Source organism: Changpingibacter yushuensis (assembly GCF_014041995.1).
Classification (GTDB): Bacteria; Actinomycetota; Actinomycetes; order Actinomycetales; family Actinomycetaceae; genus Changpingibacter; species Changpingibacter yushuensis.
Genome location: NZ_CP059492.1, coordinates 22,543 through 45,062, shown reverse-complemented (window position 1 = coordinate 45,062; position 22,520 = coordinate 22,543). Strand labels below are relative to the sequence as shown.

At 57.6% G+C, this 22,520-nt stretch carries 19 protein-coding genes; 7 read left to right on the top strand and 12 right to left on the bottom strand.

Annotation, left to right across the window (positions count from 1 at the left end):
• Positions 1-371 precede the first annotated feature (371 nt).
• Together H2O17_RS00185 and H2O17_RS00180 are read right to left on the bottom strand one after the other, a co-directional pair.
• Positions 372-1,172 (bottom strand): rhomboid family intramembrane serine protease, encoded by an 801-nt coding sequence (locus H2O17_RS00185; RefSeq protein WP_246311261.1) that lies wholly within the window; start codon positions 1,170-1,172, stop codon positions 372-374.
• A 10-nt stretch (positions 1,173-1,182) separates the two neighbouring features.
• Positions 1,183-1,704 carry a peptidylprolyl isomerase gene (locus H2O17_RS00180; protein WP_182049809.1) on the bottom strand — a complete coding sequence of 174 codons (522 nt, stop codon included), beginning with the start codon at positions 1,702-1,704 and terminating at the stop codon, positions 1,183-1,185.
• A gap of 231 nt (positions 1,705-1,935) precedes the next feature.
• Here H2O17_RS00180 and H2O17_RS00175 point away from each other — a divergent pair, with 231 nt between their 5' ends.
• Together H2O17_RS00175 and H2O17_RS00170 are read left to right on the top strand one after the other, a co-directional pair.
• Positions 1,936-2,832 (top strand): YtxH domain-containing protein, encoded by an 897-nt coding sequence (locus tag H2O17_RS00175; RefSeq protein ID WP_182049808.1) that lies wholly within the window; start codon positions 1,936-1,938, stop codon positions 2,830-2,832.
• A gap of 40 nt (positions 2,833-2,872) precedes the next feature.
• Complete coding sequence (locus H2O17_RS00170) at positions 2,873-3,880, top strand: acrylyl-CoA reductase family protein (protein ID WP_246311260.1); 1,008 nt, start codon at positions 2,873-2,875, stop codon at positions 3,878-3,880.
• A gap of 13 nt (positions 3,881-3,893) precedes the next feature.
• Here the strand turns inward: H2O17_RS00170 and H2O17_RS00165 are convergent, their stop codons facing one another.
• Complete coding sequence (locus tag H2O17_RS00165) at positions 3,894-4,940, bottom strand: NAD(P)-dependent alcohol dehydrogenase (RefSeq protein ID WP_182049806.1); 1,047 nt, start codon at positions 4,938-4,940, stop codon at positions 3,894-3,896.
• A 373-nt stretch (positions 4,941-5,313) separates the two neighbouring features.
• On the opposite strand from H2O17_RS00165, the gene H2O17_RS00160 reads away from it, so the two are divergent.
• The gene (locus tag H2O17_RS00160) at positions 5,314-5,964 is read left to right on the top strand and encodes an NAD(P)-dependent oxidoreductase (protein WP_182049805.1); all 651 of its coding nucleotides are present in this window, start codon (positions 5,314-5,316) and stop codon (positions 5,962-5,964) included.
• Between the two features lie 32 nt (positions 5,965-5,996).
• On the top strand, positions 5,997-7,223 hold the full coding sequence (locus H2O17_RS00155; RefSeq protein WP_182049804.1) for an ROK family transcriptional regulator: 1,227 nt from the start codon (positions 5,997-5,999) through the stop codon (positions 7,221-7,223).
• An 85-nt stretch (positions 7,224-7,308) separates the two neighbouring features.
• Here H2O17_RS00155 and ppgK read toward each other — a convergent pair whose 3' ends face one another.
• A complete protein-coding gene (ppgK, locus tag H2O17_RS00150; protein ID WP_182049803.1) occupies positions 7,309-8,058 on the bottom strand; it encodes a polyphosphate--glucose phosphotransferase in 750 nt (249 codons plus the stop codon).
• A gap of 522 nt (positions 8,059-8,580) precedes the next feature.
• Between ppgK and H2O17_RS00145 the strand changes: the two genes are divergently transcribed.
• From H2O17_RS00145 to H2O17_RS00135, 3 genes are all read left to right on the top strand, one after another.
• Positions 8,581-9,591, top strand: coding sequence for an aldo/keto reductase (locus H2O17_RS00145; RefSeq protein WP_182049802.1), 1,011 nt, complete (start codon positions 8,581-8,583; stop codon positions 9,589-9,591).
• 348 nt (positions 9,592-9,939) lie between these two features.
• Entirely contained in the window at positions 9,940-10,872 is a 933-nt protein-coding gene (locus H2O17_RS00140) for an ABC transporter ATP-binding protein (RefSeq protein ID WP_182049801.1), read from the top strand.
• The gene (locus H2O17_RS00135) at positions 10,869-11,747 is read left to right on the top strand and encodes an ABC transporter permease (protein WP_182049800.1); all 879 of its coding nucleotides are present in this window, start codon (positions 10,869-10,871) and stop codon (positions 11,745-11,747) included. Before H2O17_RS00140 ends, H2O17_RS00135 begins: the two co-directional genes overlap by 4 nt.
• Positions 11,748-11,822: 75 nt before the next feature.
• Here H2O17_RS00135 and H2O17_RS00130 read toward each other — a convergent pair whose 3' ends face one another.
• Genes H2O17_RS00130 through H2O17_RS00095 form a run of 8 tightly spaced genes read right to left on the bottom strand, consistent with a single transcriptional unit; the run spans position 11,823 to position 22,110 of the window.
• Positions 11,823-13,148 (bottom strand): GNAT family N-acetyltransferase, encoded by a 1,326-nt coding sequence (locus H2O17_RS00130; RefSeq protein WP_182049799.1) that lies wholly within the window; start codon positions 13,146-13,148, stop codon positions 11,823-11,825.
• 13 nt (positions 13,149-13,161) lie between these two features.
• Entirely contained in the window at positions 13,162-14,289 is a 1,128-nt protein-coding gene (locus H2O17_RS00125; protein ID WP_220456779.1) for a glutathione S-transferase family protein, read from the bottom strand.
• A 17-nt stretch (positions 14,290-14,306) separates the two neighbouring features.
• The gene (locus H2O17_RS00120; RefSeq protein WP_182049798.1) at positions 14,307-15,434 is read right to left on the bottom strand and encodes an amidohydrolase; all 1,128 of its coding nucleotides are present in this window, start codon (positions 15,432-15,434) and stop codon (positions 14,307-14,309) included.
• Positions 15,428-16,723 (bottom strand): amidohydrolase family protein, encoded by a 1,296-nt coding sequence (locus H2O17_RS00115; protein WP_182049797.1) that lies wholly within the window; start codon positions 16,721-16,723, stop codon positions 15,428-15,430. The genes H2O17_RS00120 and H2O17_RS00115 overlap by 7 nt, the downstream gene beginning before the upstream one ends.
• 2 nt (positions 16,724-16,725) lie before the next feature.
• Positions 16,726-18,390 carry an ABC transporter substrate-binding protein gene (locus tag H2O17_RS00110; RefSeq protein ID WP_182049796.1) on the bottom strand — a complete coding sequence of 555 codons (1,665 nt, stop codon included), beginning with the start codon at positions 18,388-18,390 and terminating at the stop codon, positions 16,726-16,728.
• The gene (locus tag H2O17_RS00105) at positions 18,387-20,174 is read right to left on the bottom strand and encodes a dipeptide ABC transporter ATP-binding protein (protein WP_182049795.1); all 1,788 of its coding nucleotides are present in this window, start codon (positions 20,172-20,174) and stop codon (positions 18,387-18,389) included. The genes H2O17_RS00110 and H2O17_RS00105 overlap by 4 nt, the downstream gene beginning before the upstream one ends.
• The gene (locus H2O17_RS00100; protein ID WP_182049794.1) at positions 20,171-21,040 is read right to left on the bottom strand and encodes an ABC transporter permease; all 870 of its coding nucleotides are present in this window, start codon (positions 21,038-21,040) and stop codon (positions 20,171-20,173) included. Before H2O17_RS00100 ends, H2O17_RS00105 begins: the two co-directional genes overlap by 4 nt.
• A complete protein-coding gene (locus H2O17_RS00095; RefSeq protein ID WP_220456778.1) occupies positions 21,037-22,110 on the bottom strand; it encodes an ABC transporter permease in 1,074 nt (357 codons plus the stop codon). The genes H2O17_RS00100 and H2O17_RS00095 overlap by 4 nt, the downstream gene beginning before the upstream one ends.
• Between the last annotated feature and the right edge of the window lie 410 nt (positions 22,111-22,520).

The window sequence follows — 22,520 nt, the reverse complement described above, 5'->3', positions numbered from 1 at the left end:
CCAATCAGCTTCGCACCAAGACGTGGGTCCAGCCAATCGGCTGGGCCCACGTTTTCGTTATCTACGCCCGTTCACTATCTGCGCCCGTTCACCTACACCCAGAAGCTTCAACGCCCAGGTGAAGACGTATGCAACACTCACGCTCCGTCTATCCACATCTGTGGGTAGATCTGTGGATAATTACAGCCATGTAATTCGGTGATGAGTGGAGATCTTTTGGCTTAAAATCGCCAATGTTCAACTAGGAAGCCCACGGACGGCGCCTGTGGCTAACTTAGTTGTGGATCTGTGGAAAAGATCGAAGATAGCAAGTTTCGGTCACGGGGTGACAGTATGGAAAGGGCCAGGCACTGAGTGCCTGGCCCTCCGCATCACTGATACGCCCACCAGATGAGTCCGACAAGGACTGCCGTGGTGCCAATCACGATCGCCACATCGCGGATGCTTCTCCACCTCACGCTAATCTGGCCGCGGCGCATCATCATGAGCGCCATGACAACGCTGCCCGCAATCAAGCCACCCACATGCGACTGCCACGAGATGTTCATGCCCGGAATGAAGCCCAATGCAAGGTTGGCAACAATTACAACCAAGATGCTGGTGGCATTGGAATCAAAGTGCTTCATGAGCACGAAGACCGCACCGAATACGCCAAAAACAGCGCCAGATGCACCGACTGTAGCGGTGATCCAGCTCTGGCCGCTTGGGTCTGCGGTAAGCAAAACAAACACATTTCCCGCCACGGCCGAAAGTAAGTAGATGGCAAGGAACCGCACCCGCCCTATGGCTGGCTCAAGAATGGAACCAACTAGCCAGAGCGCGTACATATTGAACAGCAGATGCCAGAATCCGGCATGCAGGAAAGCTGATCCGAGGAACCTCCACGGTTCGTGATCGCCAATGACCGGTGCGAAAACGAGCGAAGCACCCACTCTTTGGCTGAACATCTCGGAGAGAGCAACCAATACGCACAGAATGATAATTGTTGAGGTCACCACGGGCACATTCCGGCCCGGAGTAAACCCGAGGCGTTCAGCTAGACGCCTCCAGAAAGATCCGCCGCCTCCTTGCGGAAAACCTGCAGGCATGGCCCCAGCTGGCATCTCGTATGAACCGGGATTCGAGCTGGGGTCCTGCCCTTCAGGATTGTCATTCGCGCTATTCGCGCTCATGGGTTGATCCTCACTTGGTGATTGTCACCGATTCGATCACAACGTCTTCGACAGGACGATCTGCACGGCCTGTTGGCACCAAGCCAATTTCGTCGACGACGGCCTTTGATCCATCGTCCACCACCTTTCCGAAGATGGTGTGTGCACCCATGAGCCACGGAGTCGGGGCAACAGTGATGAAGAACTGCGAGCCGTTGGTGCCGTGACCGAAACGCTTCCCAGCATTTGCCATCGCGAGGATGTAGGGCTCGTTGAAGTTAAGTTCGGGATGGATTTCGTCGTCGAACTCATATCCGGGACCACCGGTACCGGTGCCAAGGGGATCTCCGCCCTGGATCATGAAGTTCGAGATCACGCGATGGAAGATCGTGCCGTCGTACAACGCATTGGTGGACTTCTCACCCGTTTGAGGGTTAGTCCACTCGCGTTCGCCAGCGGCTAGCTCAACAAAGTTGGCCACCGTCTTGGGTGCGTGATTAGGGAACAGTTCCACGGTGATATCGCCATGGTTCGTATGAAGAGTAGCTTCCATGCAGTCCATCTTTGCATAGCGAGCACTCCATCGCGTCATATGGAACATGAGTTTGTGCTGATTTCCCATGTGAAATGGCGGGTATCTCCAGTTTGGCGGCTGGCGAACTTTGCATGTCTGGCTGACATCTGCCATCCTGCTCGGCCACAATAGAAGGTGACACAGAACTTCCCGTCAATTCGAGCGACCGCCCGGATAAACAAGACGGGAACTGACCAAGGAGGTCGCCCTATGTTCTGCCATAAGAAGAAGGCTGACGTGAAGTCTGAAGCCAAGAGCGTTTCCGCAGACCTCGCCGCACAGGCAGGTGCAGCATCCAAGCAGGCAACTGCGTTCGTTTCCCACCTCGCCGATCAGGCCCAAGAGCTTGCCCATCAAGGCATCGAATGGGCAACCCCCATTGCAACCGAAACCGCTGAAAAGGTCCGTCCGATGGTCGACGACGCCGTCGCGAAGGCCTCTGAAACGGCAGAAAAGCTCCGTCCTGTAGTAGGCGAAGCAAAGGTCAAGGCAGGCCACCTTGCCGAGCAAGCTCAGGAACTTGCCCATCAAGGCATCGAATGGGCAACCCCTATTGCGACCGAAACCGCTGAAAAGGTCCGTCCGGTTGTGGACGACGCCGTCGCACGGGCTTCAGACACCAAAGACAAGGTTGTTTCTGATTACGTTCCCAAGGCAAAGCGCGTTGCCTTGGCCGCTGCCGCAGCCGCCAAGGAGAGCGAAGGCGATCTGAAGACTCGTGCCCAGCTCGTTCAGGAGTCTGCTACTAAGGCACTTGCAGATCCCAAGCCTAAGAAGCGCGGCCACAAGGTCTTCGCAACAGTCAGTCTGATCGCTGGGCTCGGACTAGCCGGATACTACCTGTGGGTGCGGATGCAGCCAACAGAGGATCCGTGGGCTGAAGCTTACTGGGACGAAGCCAAAGAAACGGGTGCTTCGGTCAAGGAAGATGTAGCTGATGCCACGGAAGATGCCGCTGAGAAGGCTGACGACCTCAAGGAAGGAGCGGCGGAGAAAGCTGCTGAGGTGAAGGAGGCCGCGTCTGATGCTGCCACCCAAGCAAAGGAAGCCGCATCGCAAGCAGCCGAATCAGCCAAGCACGCCATCAAGGACAGCACGGAAAAGTAGCCAGGTCCTACCTAAGGGCTTGCACAAAGGAATCCTCCACGTGAGTACACCAAACAACATCGCCGCGTACGTCCTCCGCGAGACAGCGGAGGGCGTACGCGGCGCTATGGCCACCGTTGGGCCCGACGATCTCGGGGAAGGCAATGTGCTCATCCGCGTCACTCATTCGTCCGTGAACTACAAGGATGGGCTGGCGGCCACTGGCCGCGCAAAGATTGCTCAGACACTGCCACTTATTGGCGGATGTAATGCCTCCGGAATCGTGGCCGACCCCGGAGAGAGCGGCTTGCATGCAGGCCAGAAGGTGACAGTTGTTGGCGCAAGCCTTTCCGAGAAGCATCCGGGTGGGTTTGCCGAGTTTGTGAGGGTTCCAAGCTCGTGGGTTGCCCCTCTCCCAGAGGGTATGACCACCTGGGAATCCATGGCAATTGGCACGGCGGGCCTAACCGCCGCCATGGCCATCCATAAGCTCGAAAAGAACGGTGGCCTTCATCCCTCCTCGGGCCCAGTAGCTGTGACAGGCGCAAGTGGCGGCTCGGGAACATTGGCAGTGGCGATGCTAGCCAAGCGCGGCTATGACGTCACCGCCATCACCGGGACGCCCTCTAGCGAGGCTCTGTTGCGCCAGCTCGGCGCCACTCAAGTGTTGGCACGCCCAGATGTGTCCGCCCGTACCCGCCCTCTCGAGCATGCCTCGTGGGTAGGTGCCATTGACACAGTTGGCGGCGATGTACTTGCGTGGCTGTTGCGTACCACCCTGCCCGGCGGATCCGTTGCCGCCTTCGGCAACGCAGGCGGCAACGCCCTCAACACCACCGTGCTGCCCTTCATCTTGCGAGGGATCAATCTGCTTGGAGTGACCGTATCCTTCCCTGATCCGGCATTTCGGGCTCAGATGTGGGAACAGGTGGCCGCAGATCTCCCTCACTCAGTACTCGAGGCAGTCACCCAGACCATCGCCTTCACCGAGCTCGGCGGTGCACTCGAAGCGATCGTGGAAAACCGGACCGTGGGCCGCGTCGTCGTCGAACTATCTTCAGAAGGCTAAGACCAGCCGGGCGCTACTTCTTCAACGAATCGATATCGATAACGAACCGGAAACGGACATCGGAAGCCAGAACCCGCTCCCACGCCTCGTTCACGCGATCTGCCGCGATGATCTCCACAATCGGCGCAATCCCTGCCTGTGCGCAGAAGTCCAGCATCTCCTGAGTCTCCGCGATACCGCCGATACTTGACCCCGCGTAGGATCGCCGCATCGCTTCGAGGGAACCCACCCGAAGACTCATGGGCTCGGCCGGCGCGCCAACACTCACGAGTGTCCCGTTCACGGCCAACAGTCGGAGAAAGGCGTCCAGATCGATCGGAGCACTGACCGTGTTAATGATCAGGTCAAAGGACTCCTTCAGGTCAGTGAACGTGGCGGGATCGCTCGTTGCGTAGTAGGCACTGGCCCCAAGCTTGAGGCCATCATCCTTCTTCCTCAAGGATTGCGAAAGCACTGTTACCTCGGCTCCCAGCGCGTTCGCGATCTGGACAGCCATATGCCCAAGGCCACCAAGCCCCACAACGGCCACCCGGACGCCAGGGCCAGCCGACCAATGCTTGAGCGGGGAGTATGTAGTAATGCCCGCACACAGGAGCGGAGCGACCCTTTCGAATGGAAGCGAATCCGGCACGTGCAGCACGAAATCCTCGTTGACCACTATCTCCGTGGAGTAGCCACCCTGAGTGATCGTGCCATCCCGGTCAAGGGAACCGTATGTACCCACTGCTCCATTGGTGCAATATTGTTCGAGTCCCGCGCGGCAGTTCGCGCACTCCTTGCACGAGTTGACAAGGCAACCCACGCCAACCTTCTCATCAACGCGGAACTTCTTGACTGCAGAACCCACTTCCGCCACATACCCGGCGATCTCGTGGCCCACCGTTAGAGGGTAGTGCTGTGGACCCCAGTCGCCTTTAACCGTATGTATGTCCGAGTGGCAGATGCCAGCCCAGCGAATCTTGATCCGGACATCCTTGGGCCCCACTTCACGGCGCCGGATTTTTCCGGGCACCAACGGGCCAGTCGGAGTCAGTGCGACGTAAGCGGGGATGTTCGTCATGGCGTTCCTCCAGATGGGGTCCAAGGTTCATGAGACGGGAGCAGGATTCATAAGACGGGGCCAACGTTGGTGCTAATCCCAGAGTAGTCCCTAGTACGCGGTACAGTCTGCAAATTGTGAAGACGTAGGGACGTTGCGATGTGTTTGGCGACGTCGTCGAACACATCGGACGAGCGCGGCGAACGTTGTCCTCACAAATCCAATCAACACCCTTCGGATACAGTGGTTTTGTAAGGAAAGCTGCGGCACACAACACAACTTAAGCTGCGCTGGCCCCTACTTTGGGCCCTATTCCTTCCCACATGTATCTGAGAGGATTGTTAGGACGGGCTAACCCCAAGAGAAGTCGTCTCAACCAGAAAAGGATTCTCCCATGACACGCATTACAGTTCTAGGCGGAACAGGATACGTCGGATCCAATATCGTGGCGGAGGCGGCCAAGCGTGGCCTGGTTGTGGTCTCGTTGAGCCGAACGGCCCCAGAATCTCCCATCACCGGCGTGGATTACCAGCTCGGCAGTGTGCAGCACGACGACGCCCTCCAGCACGCAATCGAAGGCGCCGACGTGGTCGTTTCCGCACTTTCTCCGCGCGGCGAACTGGCAGGGAACAACATCCTTCGTTCCGTTGAGAAGAAGATCGCAAAGCTCACGATGGTAGAAGGCGCTCGTTTGGGTGTGGTCGGCGGCGCAGGATCGCTTCGAACAGCCGAAGGCGGGCCAATGCTCCACGAAGGTTCCGAATTCCCCGAGGCAGTCAAGCCTGAAGCAATCGAAATGGCCGGCGTCTTGGACGATCTGAACGCCAACACCTCTGGTATTGACTGGTTCTACGTGAGCCCAGCAGCGGAGTTTGGCAGCCACAACCCAGGCGAAGCCACGGGCGTGTACCGTGTGGGTGGCGACGTCGTCCTAACCGACGCCGAAGGAAAGTCGTTCATCTCCGGCGCGGACCTCGCACTGGCCGTGGTTGACGAGATCTTGCACCCCAAGCATTCATGCACGCGTTTCACGGTGGCGTACTGACACTTATTTCGAGCGCATGATGCAATCAGATCATGAGGAACATCATGCGCACAGCCTTTGACCGCGGCCAACCTCCCACAGACAAAGATGTGGCACTTATTGCGGACCTCATCAGGACTGGCGAAGCATGCACCCGGGCAGAGCTGATCGAACGCAGCGGACTCGGACGCAACTCTGTATCTACCCACCTAGCTACCTCGACGTCTGAAGGATTGGTCACCCAGTCCGGCCGAGGTGCATCAAAGGGTGGCCGCGCGCCAATCACGTGGAAGTTCAACGAACAAGCTGGCACCGTTCTTACCGCGTGCATCGGCGTGCACTCGATGCGGCTTGCCTTGACCGACCTCAAAGGCACGGTTCTCTCTGAGTTCTCTCAGGCATGGGACCTTCAAGTTGGCCCAGAGGCAACACTTCAGGAAGTGGCTGACCGTCTCATAACACTTGGCGATGGTGCCGGAGCCCCCGTATGGGGACTCGGAGTCTCTCTTCCTGGGCCCATTGACCACGCCTCCGGACGCCTCATCAATCCGCCAATCATGAATGGCTGGGACGGATTCGAGGTAGGAAAGTATCTCTCAGACAAGCTGGACCTCTCCGTCGTCGTCGAAAACGACGTGAATGCTATGGCGTTAGGGCATCGTGCCAAACATGGAGGAAACAACTCCATCTATTTCCTCATGAGCACAGGCGTGGGAGCTGGCATACTTTCGGCTGGGCGCATTCATCGAGGTACAGGTGGCGCAGCCGGCGACCTCGGGCATACCCGCATACCTGGGTATGACAAAGCGGTATGCCGCTGTGGACGATTTGGTTGTCTAGAAGCTGCAGCCGGTGGTTGGGCCCTAGAAAGATCTGCTTTGCGGCTTGCCTCCGACGGCATGAGTCCATTTCTTTCGGAAGCGCGCGATTCTCATGGCACGATCTCCACGGACGACATCATACGAGGCACTCTGGCGGGAGACACTTCCTGCATCGAACTTGTTGCCACCGCAGCCATCGCTGTTGGAACCATCATGTCTATGCTGGTCAGCTTCTACAATCCGGACAAGGTGGTCTTGGCTGGCGCAATTCCAACCAAATGTTCACTATTCAGTACGTCGGTGGAGCGCACAATCAAAGAGCAAGCACTTCCCCTTGCCGCATCACAGCTATCACTCGAAGTGGCGTCTTCGCCTGAAGACGACGGGATTCGCGGCTGCGCACTTATGGTGGTGGAGGAAGCCTTTGGCCGAGCGACCTCCGCCCGAGTGATCTCCTAAACGAGCACTTTCCTCTCCGAGGTGGCGATCGGCCTACTGACCAATCACGTGATGATTCCGCTGTGCCACGTGGACCAATCCGCTCCTACATCCGCCCAGTTGCGGCACATGCGCCACCAACAATGCCTGCCTTGTTCTGCAGGCTGGCAGGGATAATTGGGGTACGCAGGTTGAGCAACGGCATGAACTTTTCGTGATTCTCAGAGACTCCACCTCCCACGACGAACAGATCAGGGGAGAAGAGCATTTCCACAAACGAGTAGTACCTCTGCAGGCGCTGGGCGAACTGCTCCCAACTGAGATTCTCAGCTGTTTTCACACGGGCAGATGCTCGCGTTTCGGCGTCGAACCCGTCGATTTCCAGATGTCCGAGCTCAACGTTTGGGATGAGTCTGCCATCTACGATCACACCAGATCCGATTCCGGTACCTAGAGTGGTAACGATGACTTCGCCAGGAACTCCGCGAGCCGCACCGAAGTAGACCTCGCCAAGTGCGGCGGCGTCGGCGTCGTTAATAACTACCACGGATCGCCCCAGCTGCTTCGACATTAGTTCCGCAATGTTCACACCGACCCATGACTCATCAAGGTTGGCGATGAACGGGATGATGCCCTTCTTGATAGGTGCCGGGAAAGTGATTCCGACGGGAGTGTCAGCAGAAACGCCGAGGATCTCTAGCACCTCGCCACAGGCGGCCGTTACAGATGCGGGCGTTGAAGGCACAGGAGTTCGAACACTAGCAACATCGGAGACCAACTCACCCGTGGAGAGATTTACGACGCCTCCTTTGACGCCCGATCCACCAATGTCGATTCCACATGCATACTCAGCCATCTTTTGCTCCTCATTTAGGAATGGGACTCCCCACGCTGGAAGCCCCGTCATGTATTCGATTATCAAGGATCCTTCGCCCATTTGGCACGAATTCAGACCTGTGCCACATCACTGCCCACACGTTATGCACCTTCTGTGCATAACGGTCACCTAGACAACGGCCATCCTGCCCCCTTGGGGCAAACTTCGGACTTTTGCACTCAGTTAACGCACGTTAGGACACGATGTGTCAAACTTCACTTTAGAGTACTGCGCTGCCCGGCCCGCGTGCCGCGGAAGCATTGGCTCCTCACCTTGAGACCACAGCAAGCCGCCTAGAGGTGGTACTTCCAGTACCCGGCTCATCAGTCACTCCCTTCTGCTCGATCACCGCGTTACCTTGGCATCATGGGGGCAACCAGAATGGGCGGCGCCGGCGATGTGCGCGTCGCACCCCTCTCCGCTCCCGTTGGCGCACATTGCAGACGCCAATCACCTCAGCTCATTCATCTCAATCATTCATTTCAACTTGAAGGAATACCTGTGGAATATCGACCACTTGGACGCACTGGCGTGCGTGTCAGTCCGCTGTGCCTCGGCACAATGATGTTCGGCCCCTGGGGCAACCAGGACGAGTCCGACTCCATCAGAATCATTCACGCTGCGCTTGATGCCGGCATTAACTTCGTTGATACTGCCGATGTCTATTCGGCTGGCGTTTCGGAAGAGATCACTGGGAAGGCACTCAAAGGACGCCGTGATGACGTGGTGCTCGCAACCAAGTTCTTCATGCCTATGAGTGAAGATCTGAATACGCGCGGAGGATCGCGCCGTTGGATTATGAAGGCGGTAGAGGACTCCCTTCGCCGCCTCGGCACTGATTACATCGATCTCTATCAGGTCCATCGCCCAAGTCCGGATACCGACGTCAGCGAGACGCCCGGCGCCCTCAGCGACCTCGTCCATCAAGGCAAGATCCGGATGATTGGATCCTCCTCGTATTCTGGAAGCCAGATCGTGGAGGCGCAGTGGACGGCTCGCGAGCGCAACCTCGAGCGTTTCGTCACGGAACAGCCTCCCTATTCTCTGTTGGTTCGTGGCATTGAGGAGGACGTGCTGCCTACTGCGCAACGCCACGGCATGGGCATCCTGACATACAGCCCACTTTCTGGAGGCTGGCTTTCCGGCAAGTGGGGTCGTAACGCGGCACCAACGTCGGGAGCTCGCCCTCATCTGCGTTTTGACATGTCTCTACCCGGCAACAAGCGCAAGCTCGAGGTAGTTGAGGCCTTGCAGGAGGTTGCAAACGAAGCCGGAATCAGCATGATCGAACTGGCAATCGCATTTGTTATTCGCCATCCCGGAGTCACTTCCGCGATCGTGGGGCCTCGCACGATGGAGCAACTCGAGTCCTACCTTCCTGCACTCGATGTGAACCTCTCTGATGAGGTTTTGGACCGCATCGATACGATCGTGGCACCCGGCGTGACCATCAACCCTGATGACAACAGCTATGGCGCCAACGAGCTTCTGCCTGCTAATCGTCGTCGGTGATTGAGCAAGTAATCAAGAAGGAACGAGACTCAACCTTTCACAATCCTCTTGGTCGGCCAAACAATCAGCATAGGGCCGGGCTGGTTTGATACGACCGTTCCAGCAGGCTGGGCATGAACACCTGGCTATGCGGTCCGTGCCAGCACTTCGCTGGAGAGCTGGAGAACAGTGAGGCCTGATGCGTGCAGCATTACGTGGGGATCGCTTGACGGCCCTGCGTAATGCTGCCGAAGCGTTCACTGCCTCATATATCCGGAAGTAATGCACTCCCTCCGCCGGCCTTTGCCGAGTATGGTTGCCCCGAGCGCAGATTTGCGTTTCTGCACAGCGACCGACGGGAAGAAGCCGATGCCCGCAGCAGTCTCCATATCTCATTTGACCAAGAGCTACGGCAAGGTTCTGGCCGTAAACGACGTCAGTTTTCAGGTTCGCGAAGGCTCAACCTTTGCCTACCTAGGAACAAATGGCGCTGGGAAGTCCACAACAATTGGCTGCCTGACCACTGTTCTTCCTTTCGAATCAGGAACACTCGAAGTTGCTGGCTTTGATGTAGTTCGGCAAAGCCAAGAGGTGCGTAAGCAAATCGGAGTGGTGTTTCAGGACTCCTTGCTGGATCCGCTTCTTTCTATCGATGAGAATCTGAGATTTCGGGGCCAACTAAACGGTCTCAAAGGCGCGGCCATCGAAAAGCGAATCACAGAACTAGCTGATCTGCTCAACTTCGCAGACTATCGCAGGCGACCCTACGGTGCGCTTTCTGGGGGTCAGCGCCGGCGCGCTGATATTGCCCGGGCCTTGATCCACAACCCCAGTGTCATTTTCCTTGACGAACCTACTACTGGGCTGGACCCCGCGAGCCGAAAGGATGTGTGGCGTGCGGTCAACGACTTGCGCACCGGCATGGGTCTGACCGTCTTCCTCACCACCCACTATATGGAGGAGACAGAGGAAGCCGATACCATTTGCATAATCGAAGCAGGCAAGATCGTTGCAACTGGCAGCCCGGCAGAACTTCGCGCTGCCTACAGCCACAGCTACCTGACCATTACGGCGCATTCTGTGGAGCCAGTGAAGCAGAAGGCTTCTCGTATCAATCCCATTGCCGCAGATTCTGCGATCGTTGAAGGCCAGACCATTCGTTTTTCTATCGACGACGCCGCCCAGGCCCGCTTAATTCTGGCCGAATTAGGCGACGACGTGCTGGACTTTGAGTTCAGGCATGGACGTATGGATGACGTCTTCCTGGCGCTGACAGGATCTCAGCTGGAGGTGGCAGAATGACAATCACTTTGGCGCTCATGAGGCGAAACCTTCAAGTCTTCTTCCGCGACAAACTCAATGTGTTCTTCTCACTACTTGGCGCAATCGTGCTGTTCTTGCTGTACGCACTGTTCCTTGGCAACTCCCAAGTAAACTCGATATCTGACTCTCTGCCCGGCGTTCCACGCTCCGACGTCGCCCACTTCATGAATGCGTGGATGTTCTCCGGAATAGTACTCATAACAACAGTGACTACCGGGCTGGCGGCCCTCAGCGCCTTAGTGGAGGACAGCCAAACCGGAAGGTTCAAGGATTTTCTAGTCTCGCCGATCAAAAAGGCGCCGCTTGTTGCCGGATACGTTCTTTCAGCAGCAGTGGTGGCCATCATCATGTCAACCTTCACGCTCGTGTTCAGCGTGGTCTACCTATGGGCGATTGATGGGCACCTTATGGGAACCGGCCCCATACTGCGTTCCTTCGGATACGTCATTCTTTGCGCGCTGGCATTCACTGCGCTCTCGGCATTCCTGGTCTCGTTCATGACCACGGTTGCATCCCAAGCCGCCCTCAATACCATCGTTGGTACCCTGACGGGCTTCATCGCCGCTGCCTACATCCCGATCGTGGCGTTCCCCCAGACCGTTGCGAATGTAGTGAGTGCGTTGCCATGGGCACAAGGCGGTATGCTGCTGCGGCGCGAGTTTGCCAGCGAGGCCCTTGCCTCGATTACAGCCAGTGACAGCGGTGCCGAGGAATCCCTGCGGAGCGGTTTTGGGCTGGACTTGTCAGTGGGATCGTGGGAGGTTCCGGCCCTGTTCACAATCTTCTTCCTAGTTGCGATCACACTGCTATTCACGGGAATCGGAGCCGCCCGGATCCGTTCTAGGATCTCCTGAGTTCAGCGAGCCGCCACGCTTCTCCCACGCGCTAGGCGCGCAGAAGAAGCGTGATCACACGTGGAACCACGCCCTTCATTCCTGCAACCACGCCGTGCGAAGATCATCCACGGTCTCCGTGAAAGCTGGCGGGCCCCACGGATCCGCATAATCACCGTCGGGCTTAGGCAATAATCCGATTTCCACAGCTTCAGCTTGCGTCACGATTGCCGAGTTGTTGAAGACGTCGCGCGCGAATCGCCAGAGGTTTGGGTAGTCGACGACGGCAGCATCCGCGAACGGAAATGCCGAACGGTATCCAATATCGAAGGTGAGAAGCACACCAAACAGGTGGGAATCAGCCTCATTCAGCTCCTCGCCACCTAGGTACTTCTGTGCGCTCAGCTCCTGGTCGAACAGGCCCAACCGTGCGTAGAAAACGCGACGCAGTGCGTCCCGTCGGGCCGCATCCACACTCGTATCGATTACCCCGAACAGAGCCTCGATGAGATCCGAATCAATCGTGTTGACAAGATGGCTTTCAACTTCACCGCCCCACAGAGCGGCCGAAATCTCCCGCCAGTTCGTGCTGAGAACAGTGCCATCCACCGCGAGCGCCACGTCTGGAAGATTCTCTGTTGCCGGCGCATGGCGCACCTCGATGGGCAGATGTCGCAGCCGCACAGCTGCAACACTCGCCCACGCACGAGGATCGAGCGCACTCGCGTCCAGAGTGACCTCTGTTCCTGCACTAACTTGTGCCCTCAAGCGAGCTGGATCATGTGAACTCGAACCGGGTTGAGAGGAGGGCAGGAAGATGCGCGGCTCCTTCGTAGCAGGTTCTGTGGCCACCGCAGGGTTAACTGCGCCAGCTGGTTGATGCTCCGCGAGCTTGGCACGTGCCATTGCGGTTGATCCTCTCCATGATTCGTTGCGAGTGAAGGTCAGAAGCCGTTGGCCCGAATCGATGACCATCGTCTCCCAATCGATACGCCGGTGGAAGCCGTGCTTGTAATACAGGTTGTGAGCGTGGGTCATGTGCGGGCTCGAATGAAGTTCGATGGTCCGATAACCGTGCTCATCTGCCAGTGCAATGCAGTGCTCCACCAGTACGTTTCCGAGCCCAAACCCTCTGCCGCTTTGCGCTACTCCAAGCACGTTGAAGGTGAAGCTCTCATCTTTGTGCAATTCTGGCTTGGGGGTGAGCACGGCCGCCTGAAGCTCATCGTCACGGGTAACGACCCACACGTGAGAGGTTGCCGCCCACTCGGAAATGCTTGTCAGTCGCTTCCGATAGGCAGGAGTAATCCAGCAGCCGTGGGTGAACGCGTCAACTAACATCTCTCCCACGGCGGTGTACTCATCAGTACCCGCCTCGCGGAGCTCAAAATCTTGCCCCTTGATCTGTATCTTCGCGTTCACGCCACGGCCCATATCACTCGCCGAAATCCCACAGTTCAAAAGAGCCGCCGCCACCAGGGCCGGAGTACAGCGGAGATCCAGTTAGATTCTCGCGGCCTGCTGGTTCGAGCCACTTCTGGTACAGAGCTTCACGCCCGGAGAAGTCCGGCTGCCCGAACGGGTTTTCTTCTCGGCGTGAGAATCCATGGGAGTATTCGCCATCCTCTCCGGGAACGTAACCAAGCTCGTAGAGTTCGGGGCCGTCGATAAACCCTGGAGTCTGGAACAGGTCCCTCGCGTAGGCCCACAGGTTCGGGAAGTCCCAGATGTGCAGCACATCGTCGCCAAGCTTTGCGGCGATGCCAGGGCGATACCCGTTTTCATACGATTCGAGAGTCTGGAACAGACGCACGTCGGAGTCCGTTATCGATGGTCCAAAGAGGTAACGGCGTGAGGCCAAACGGAAATTGTAATCAGCTAGGCGCGCTGCGAACACTGTGTAAGCAGCTTTCGCGGCGCCTTCACTCGTAGCGAAGATGACCTTGTACGTTCCATTGTTGACGTCGTCGAACAACTGCTGATTGAGGAGATCGATCTCCGCACGCAGCTCCTCAGGGTACAGGTCCGGAGCACCTTCCTTATGGAATGGCTTCCACGCCGTTTCCAGATCGATAGATAGCAGATGGTAGTTGTTGGTTACCACCTTGCCGGTCTCAAAGTCGACGACGGTTGGTGACGTCCCACGCCCGGAAAAGTCTCCAGAGGTTGCCCGGTAGAAGTCATTGAGGCGGTCGTATCCAAACTTCTCACCGATCGAACCTGGCTCTACCGTGAGCTTCCAGCCTTCAGAATCTCGGCCATATACCACTTCAGGAACGAAGACGCCGCCAAGTCCGAGCAAACGAATCACAATGCGCTGACGGCGATTCCAGCCACAACCGATTGAGCCAAGAACGCGGTAGCGCCCCGGGATCACCGGAGCCTGGCCCTCTTCAGAGCCAAACCGCTTCGTGTATGCGTTGCGTTGGCGGCGGAAGGCACCATCAGGAGTCTGTTCTACGCTCGTTTCCTCGAAAGGACGCTCGGAAGGCTCGGGAACTAGGCACGCCTCGCTCGAGGCTACATTCAGGAGTCCCGCTTGTGCAGTCTTGCTGATAGTCATAGCGATGCTTCTTTCTCTTATGCGAAATTGCGCAACGCCGCTACGGCGCTGTGTGTATAGAAACTGATTGCTGTTGGAATGGTGGCATCAAGTCCCACATACTGCGGGCTGTGCCAATCGGCTGCTCCAGGTTGGCCATTGGAGCCAACAAAGGCGAAGAACAAGGGAGCTTTCGCCCGGTAGTCGGCGAAGTCCTCACCAGCCATGGACGGCTGTAGATCAGCCACATGAGCAACGGTTGCTACCTGAGGCAGCAACACGTGGAGGAGTTCCGGGTTGTTGATCAGCGGGCGCGCGAGGCGCTCCCATGTGATATCGACGCCAAGACCAAATCCGGCTGCCAGTGATTCCACCAATGCTCGGAAGCGGTTCTCCACCCTGTCTTCTGTGGCCTGCGAGAAGGTGCGAACCGTTCCGGAGAAACCTGCCGAGGCAGGGATAACGTTCCAGACGTCCCCTCCGTGAACCTCCGTTACACTCAGCACGGCCGAATCGAAGGCAGAGACGTTCCGGCTCACGATCGTCTGCAATGCAGAAACGATGGTGGCCAGGGCTTCAATCGGGCCAGTCCCTTTTTCTGGGTATCCGCCATGGGTGCCTTGGGCGCGCAGGTTGACCTCGAACCGCACGCATCCGGCCATCATCGCTTCACCCACAGCAACACTCCCTGGCGCGTAGTTGGGGTTGTTGTGGAAGCCGATGACGGCTGCGACGTCGTCCAGAACTCCAGAGGAAAGGATCACGTCGGATCCGTGGCCTGTCTCCTCTGCCGGCTGGAACACGAGCCTCACAGAACCGGGAAGCTCGCTGGCGCGTTCGCTCAGCTGCGCTGCTGCGCCCAGCAGGCTAGCGATATGCAGATCGTGCCCGCAAGCGTGCATCACCCCCTGAGTCTGCGAACGCAATGCATGGCTCGCATCTTCAGTCACTGGCAGGCCATCGAGATCTGCTCGCAGTGCAACGGTAGGTCCAGATCCGCCCGTGATCTCGCCGATCACGCCCGTCTCTAAGCCCGCGTCAACAATGGTCACGCCCATACTGCGCAACGCACGTTCCACATATGCGGACGTCTGATACTCCCGGTTGGAAAGCTCAGGCGTGCGGTGGAGGTGATGGCGTGCTTGGATGGGGTCGAAAACTACCATTGCTGCAGCTCCTTGAAGTGCAGCTGGCGAGCCCTGCGAGCGAGCTCGCCTTCTGTGCTGCCTGGTTTTCCATCCGCAATCCCCTCGCGGCCCACGAACTCCGGAAGTGGTTCAGGAACAAACTGCTTTCCGCGCATGAGAATCAGTTCGCGATGATCGAGAGCGTGGAGGTCCTCGAGCGGATTCCCCGTCACTACCAGCAGATCTGCAGCGTACTCCGGAGCGATTACCCCAGTGATACCCGCCAGTCCGATGGCAGCGGCCGCACGGGAGGTGGCTGCAAGGAGGATTTCGTCCCGAGGAATACCCGCCTCCTCCAACTGCTGCAATCCGAAAAGGTAGGCGTGGGCCGGAATGACCGCGCCGATATCATGTCCCGTCACTATGCGCACGCCGTGCGAATAGAGTTCGTAGGCGCGAGGAGCGATGGTCTCGCCCGGCACCAGTGGATAGGACGGCGGCGCCGCCACATCCACGTATATGCCTGCGCGGGCAATGCGATCGGCCAACTCCGGCTCAAACCGGGTAGTGCCGTCGTCGGAAATGAAGGTGGCGTGAGCAATGTAGTCCACACCGGCCTCAACCGCTCGCTCAATACCTTGGGTACCGTGCGCATGCACAGCCACATGTTTTCCAAGCCGATGAGCTTCCTCAACCAAGACCTTGATCTCACCAACTGAGAACTGGGCCTTCCACTGCGCAGTACCTGGTGTGAAGAACCCACCGGTTACGGCAGCTTTGATCACGTCGGCACCCGCCTTGTGATGCTCGCGCACAGCGTGCCGGATGTCGTCGATTGAATCAACCTCCGCGCCATCTTTCCAGTCATGGCCAGCTGTAGTGGTGATCATTGGCCCTGCGGCCACGATTCGTGGACCGTCGATCAGGCCCTGAGCAACTGCCTCCCGCACGGCGACGTCGGTATAGAACCGGGAGCCCAGAGACTGCGCAGAGGTAATTCCGATAGAACCGAGTTGGCGCAACACATGGACAGAATGGAGCGCATTCCAGCTTTGGTCGTGCCGGGCGACATCCGGTACCCGGGGCCCCGAACCTGGGCGTGAACCCAAGTGCGCGTGGGTCTCCACAAGTCCCGGAAGAATCGTGCCTCCCGGGTACTCAGCCAGTGGCACTGCCTGAAACTCTTCTGGCAGCTCACCACGCTGGCCCACCCAAGCGATACTGGTTCCTCGGATCGCAACTGCGCCGTCCTCGATAACCTCACCCGGTTTTCCTGTGATAACGCGGGTAGCCGCAATGACTCGGGCCTGATCGACGGTTTCGGTCATGATTACTCAGCTCTCCAAACTGCGACTGTTGAGAAGATGTGGCCGGAGATCTCGCTGACGTTGATCCCCTGAATGGCGGCGGAGGCCGCCCAGTTGTCACGCGGAACGTACAAGGGGAGGATGTAGGCCTGTTCGTTGACCACGTAGTCCTGCACCTGGTCGTAGAGCGCCTTGCGTTCTTCCTTGGTGGGAGCTTCCTTCGCCTGCTTGACGAGGTCAGCAGCCTTGGCATCCTCGTTGATGAAGATGCGCTGTGGGTTCCATGGGGTCAGCAGGAGGTCCAAGGAGCTCGAGATATCCGAGGAACCCATCGAGTTATCGAATGCGTCGTTCTTGTTATCCTCCCACAAGGTTGTGACCGTGCCGGGGTCAAGTGCCTGGAAGTCGAGCTCAACACCCAGATTCTCTTGGAGTTCCGCGGCAATTGCCTGGAACAGGACATCGCGCGAATCACGAATGTAGGGAGCATCTGCGTTGAGTGCGATCGTCAGACGATCACCGGCAGCGTTGGTGCGGTAGCCGTCCGAATCCCGCGAAGTCCAGCCAGCTTTGTCGAGTAGTGCATTCGCTGCGTCAGCATCGAAGGCCACGTTGGACGTGAAGTCGTCGTCGTAGAAGATGCTCGATGGAGAGAACCATTGGGTGGCTTGGGTACCGGTCCCGTAGTACACAGAGTCGACGACGGCGGCGTAATCCACACCTTGTTGGAGGGCCTGGCGAACGTGAATATCCTCGAACGGAGCCTTGGTCGTGTTGAAATAGAGCGAATAGACCGTGCCTGAGTTGAGGACTTGGCCGTAGGTGTACGTGTCGTCGTCGTCAAACAAAGAAATATCCTGCGAGGGAACGCCGTAAACGACGTCAACTTGGCTTGAGGTGAGAGCGCCGGTGCGGGTCGAAGCCTCAGGAAGTATGCGGAAGACTTGAGTCTGGGCATAGGGAGCACCCGGGTTCGCCTCGACCAACGCGCTTGGGCCCCAATCGGACCAGTCGTAGTTGTCGTTCTTTTCCAGAACCAACTCGCTGCCTTCGGTGTAGCTGGACACTGTGTATGCGCCCACGAAAGCAAGATCTGGACCGCCTGTTTCCAGGCTGTCAGTCTTTTCAAGCGATTTCGGAGAAACCGGCGCAGTGGTGACTGCGGAGAGCGATTCGAGGAAGAGTGGCGAAATGGCGTTCAGGTGGAATACCACCGTGTAGTCATCTGTCTTCTCATAGCTTTCGAGGATGCCCGTCCATCGTGGAGTGGAGGAATTCTCATCCGACGTGAGGTAATCAAAGTTTGCGATAACGGCATCTGCATTAAAGGCTTCGCCGTCGCTGAACGTGACTCCCTGACGGAGATTGAGAGTAACGGTCAGCTGGTCGTCGCTGAGCGTATAGCCCTCAGCCAGCCACGGCTGATAATCACCGTTTTCATCCAGGTACAGGTAAGAATCGGCATAGTTGCGCGCGATAAACACGAAGCCGTCTTGGCTATTCTTCTGAGGATTGAGCGTGGTCGGTGAAGTTTCGATTGCCCATGTAATCGTCTGGCCCGAAATGGGTTCAGAGCTAGACTCAGCGCTGGAATCAGACGATGAGGTGTCTGCCTGTGCGCTGCAACCAGTGAGCAGTAGTGCCACGGCAGCGAAAGCTGCAGCGTAGCGTTTCCGGATGGATCTCATGAGTTTTCCTTTGTGTGTGTAGGCACGGGAAGTGCTGGCAGTGAATGAATAAGTTCGCGGGTGTATTCGTGTTGCGGGTGAACCAGAACGTGTTCGGGAGAGCCTGTCTCGAGAATCTGGCCGTGCCGCATAACGATGACCGAATCCGAGATGTGGTGGATCACCCCAAGATCGTGGGAGATAAAGAGGATCGCCACATCCTTTTCCGCTTGGATATCTGCAAGAAGATCAAGGATCTGAGCTTGGATGGATACGTCAAGCGCCGAAACAGCTTCGTCAGCAACCAAGATGCTGGGATCGGTGGCCAGCGCTCTGGCGATCGCGACTCTCTGACGCTGCCCGCCGGAGAGTTTCCATGGCATGAGTTCCTTGGTTTGGGAGGCGAGCTGCACTAGATCCAGCGCTTCGGCGACCCTCTTTGCCGCATCTTCCCGCGAAGCCTTTGTGAGTTGGCGAATCGGCTCAGCGATGATGCGTTCCACGGTGTAGCGGGATTCGAACGTTGCGAGGGGATTCTGCGCAACAACCTGGATCTCGTGGCGCCTGCTGCGGCGAACGCGATCAGGTAGGGGAGACCATAGCTCGCCTTGGAGATTCACCGTGCCCGAATCAGGTTCGATGATTCCGGCAACTATGCGGGCAAGGGTGCTCTTGCCAGAACCGGACTCCCCGACGATCCCAAGGGTTTGGCCCTTCTTGAGCGCGATGGAAGTGTCGTCAACCGCCTTCACTACACCGCCGTGGCGGCCAACAAACGTCTTGCTGATGCCCGTTGCCTCAAGAATGACCGGCTGATCGTGACCCAACTCGTTCGATCTGGCGGCAAGTGGTACGCGTTCCACAGTTGCGAGCCGGTATCCGCGCGATGCGGCCGATGGCACTGCAGCCAAAAGAAGCTTCGTGTACTCCTCTTGAGGATCGGAAAGAATCTGATCACTGCGGCCTTCCTCCACGATCACGCCATCCTTCATCACGAGAATGCGATCGCAGACAGAAGCCACCACGGCCAGATCGTGCGAAACAAGGATGAGGCCATGGCCTTCGGCCACCTTCGAACGCAGAAGATCGAGTACCTGGGCTTGAACCGTCACATCCAGAGCAGTTGTGGGTTCATCAGCAATGATGAGATCAGGGTTCTGGGCCACTGCGCTGGCGATGAGTGCGCGCTGGCGAAGCCCCCCAGACAACTCGTGAGAATACTGGCGTGCCCGCACCTGAGGATCTGGGATTCCGGCGGCCTGGAGCAATGCATGCACCTCAGGAGACTTCGCGAGGCTGCCAGGGCGGCCTGTTGGGCGCAGTGCCTCAGCCACTTCTTGCCCAATCGTCTTGAGTGGATCTAGCGAGGAAAGAGCGTCCTGCAAGACAAATCCAATGCGAGTTCCACGAATCTTCGCCCACTGCTTCTCGGAATAATCGGCGACGTCGTCGCCAAATAGTGAAAATCCACCGGTCGATTGGCGTTGGTTCGAAGCCGTGAGTCCGAGCAAACTGCGCACGGTCACGGATTTGCCTGAACCGGATTCGCCGACAATACCGAGCGTTTCGCCAGCACGTAGTGAGAAGGAGATTCCCTTGACCACGTCCTTAACACGAAGATCAGATCCCGCTGGACCGGAGGCGAACCCGATGCGCAGGTCCTTGATGTCCAGAATGGTCTGGTCCGCGGCTCGGCTCGGTGCAAGTTGGGCTGCGGGGCTGTAATGGGCCTCGCCGCGCACACCACCAAGCTCGGATGCGTCCACGATGGGCTTCCTCTTGGCTGGGCTTTGGATAATGCTCATTGCCCTCTCCCTTCGAACTTGGACTGCCAGGCGCGTCCCACAACGGTGAATGAAATGACGGTGAGCACCAAGACGATGCCCGGGAGGATTCCGGACCACCAGGCGATCCGCAAGTAGTTACGCGATTCAGCGAGAATCGTTCCCCATTCCGGTGTAGGTGGTTGCGGGCCAATTCCAAGGAAACTCAAGCCTGAAACGCCCATGATTGCCCCACCCAAGCTGATGGTGATCATGTACGGGATCACTCCGAGAGAGTTCGGCAGAACGTGCCGCATGAGGATTTGCCAGCGACTCAGGCCAAAGGTGGAGGCCTGTTCGACGTACTCGGAGAGCACTACGCCTTTTGTTTCTGCGCGGATCATGCGAGCAAACGAGGGAATTCCGCCGATTCCCAGCGCCACAATGAGATTGGGAATTCCGGCACCCGTCAGACCCACAATGACCAGCGCGAGAAGTACGGAGGGGAACGATGAGAGAACATCGATGCAGCGCATCGCCACGGTGTCTACCGCCCGAGACCGCGTGGTGCCGGCCAGCACACCCAAGATGGTTCCGAATACCAGTGCAATGAGTGTTACCGCGAGGCCAATTCCAATGGAGTAGCGGGCACCGTAGACGATTCTGGCAAACAGATCGCGCCCGAGGTAATCGGTACCCGCCCAGTGCTCAGCAGACGGCGAGAGGTTTACTGCCAGGAGATCCGTCTCAAGAGGATCGTGGCTGGTCACTATGTGCGGGAAGGCAACGAAGAACCCTATGACCAGCAAGTATGCTCCAGCTGCCACCACAGTCTTGTTACGCGAAACGGCCCACGTTGGTTTGGCAACGACGACGTCGACCGTGCGTTCCTTATGCAAGATGCTCACGAGGCTTTCCTTCCAAGTGCTCCGCGAATGCGCGGGTCGATCGCGAAGTAGAGCAGATCAACAACAGTCGAAGCGATGACGAAAACGAGCGAACTGACGAAGGCCACGGCAAGAATCACCGGGAGGTCCTTAGAGGTAATGGCATTGACTGCGATCTGCCCCAGGCCCGGGCGCCCAAACACTTGCTCGGTAATCACGGCACCACCCAACAGATTGCCGATCATCATGGTTCCCACCGTCACTGCCGGAATGCTGGCATGGCGTAGAAGGTGGCGCCGCTTAATCTGACCACCGGAGAGCCCCCGGCTACGCGCGGTCGTGACGAACGGTTGATCCAATCCTCTGCCGATCCCTTGCCGCAAAATCTGGGAGAGATTGCCACCTTCAGGTATCCCGATAGCCAGCGCGGGCAACACCAAAGCCGCCAAGCCAGACGCCCCTGCCACAGGGAACCAACCGAGCTGGAAAGAAAAGACTGCCAGCAACAGGATTCCGAACCAGAACGGAGGTGTGGAAAGAAGCGTGAGTTCTGTTCCTTCATAGAGGCCACGAATGAGTGGGTGTGTGGTGTTGGAGATGAGGAGGGATCCCAGAAGCGCCACTGCCGTCGCGATGATCATGGCAGTGATCGTCAGTTGGATTGTGTATGGGAACTGCTCAGCAAAGATGGCATTCACGCTCTTGTGCTGCACGTAGGAGGTTCCAAGGTCACCGCGTACGAGTTTGCCCAAGTATCCGAGGTATTGGATGAACACCGGACGGTCCAGGCCCCACTCTTGAATAACTCGGGCTCGAAGTTCCACGTTGGAACGTTCGGCGTCGGTCAAGAGGTTGTCCACAATGTTGCCTGGCGCCGCATGTACAGCAATGAATGTGAGGGTCACGGCCGACCACACCACAAGGACTGCTTGGAACAGCCGCGCCGCCAGGAATTTGACCAGCGCTTCAGAACGGCGGATTCCGCCAACTCGTGAGTCTTGTGGCTGGCGATCCGTCTGGAGCGCACCTTCGGTATCTGCCACACCAATTTCTTGGTCAGAAATGGCACTTGTATCCTGCAAAATGGACACAGATTCCCTCTTCTCCGGGGAAGTTCTTTGGGAGGATTACCGCCGTTCGAGCATGGTTGTGCCATGGAACAGGCAGCGGGGTGCTAACGATTGGCGCTCAAGATGGTGCGCCTAAATCGATGCGTTCGTAACCGTGAGGTGTCAGCGCACGCGGTGCGCTTTAGACAGCTAGCTCAGCAGTTGGTGGCCAGGCACATTCGGCACTGGCAACACATGGAACCGGACATTCGGGAGTCGATGCGGCAGGAATCAACGGTGACGTGTTCCATGCTGAGCTCCTCTCACAATTCCACATTTCCTACCATGTTGGTGGGATTAATGACTAGATTAGTCGCGTATTACGCGGCCTGCAATCAGTGACCACATGCTGGTAGGTGACAGTGGCCACATCCCAGATCTCCACACCACCC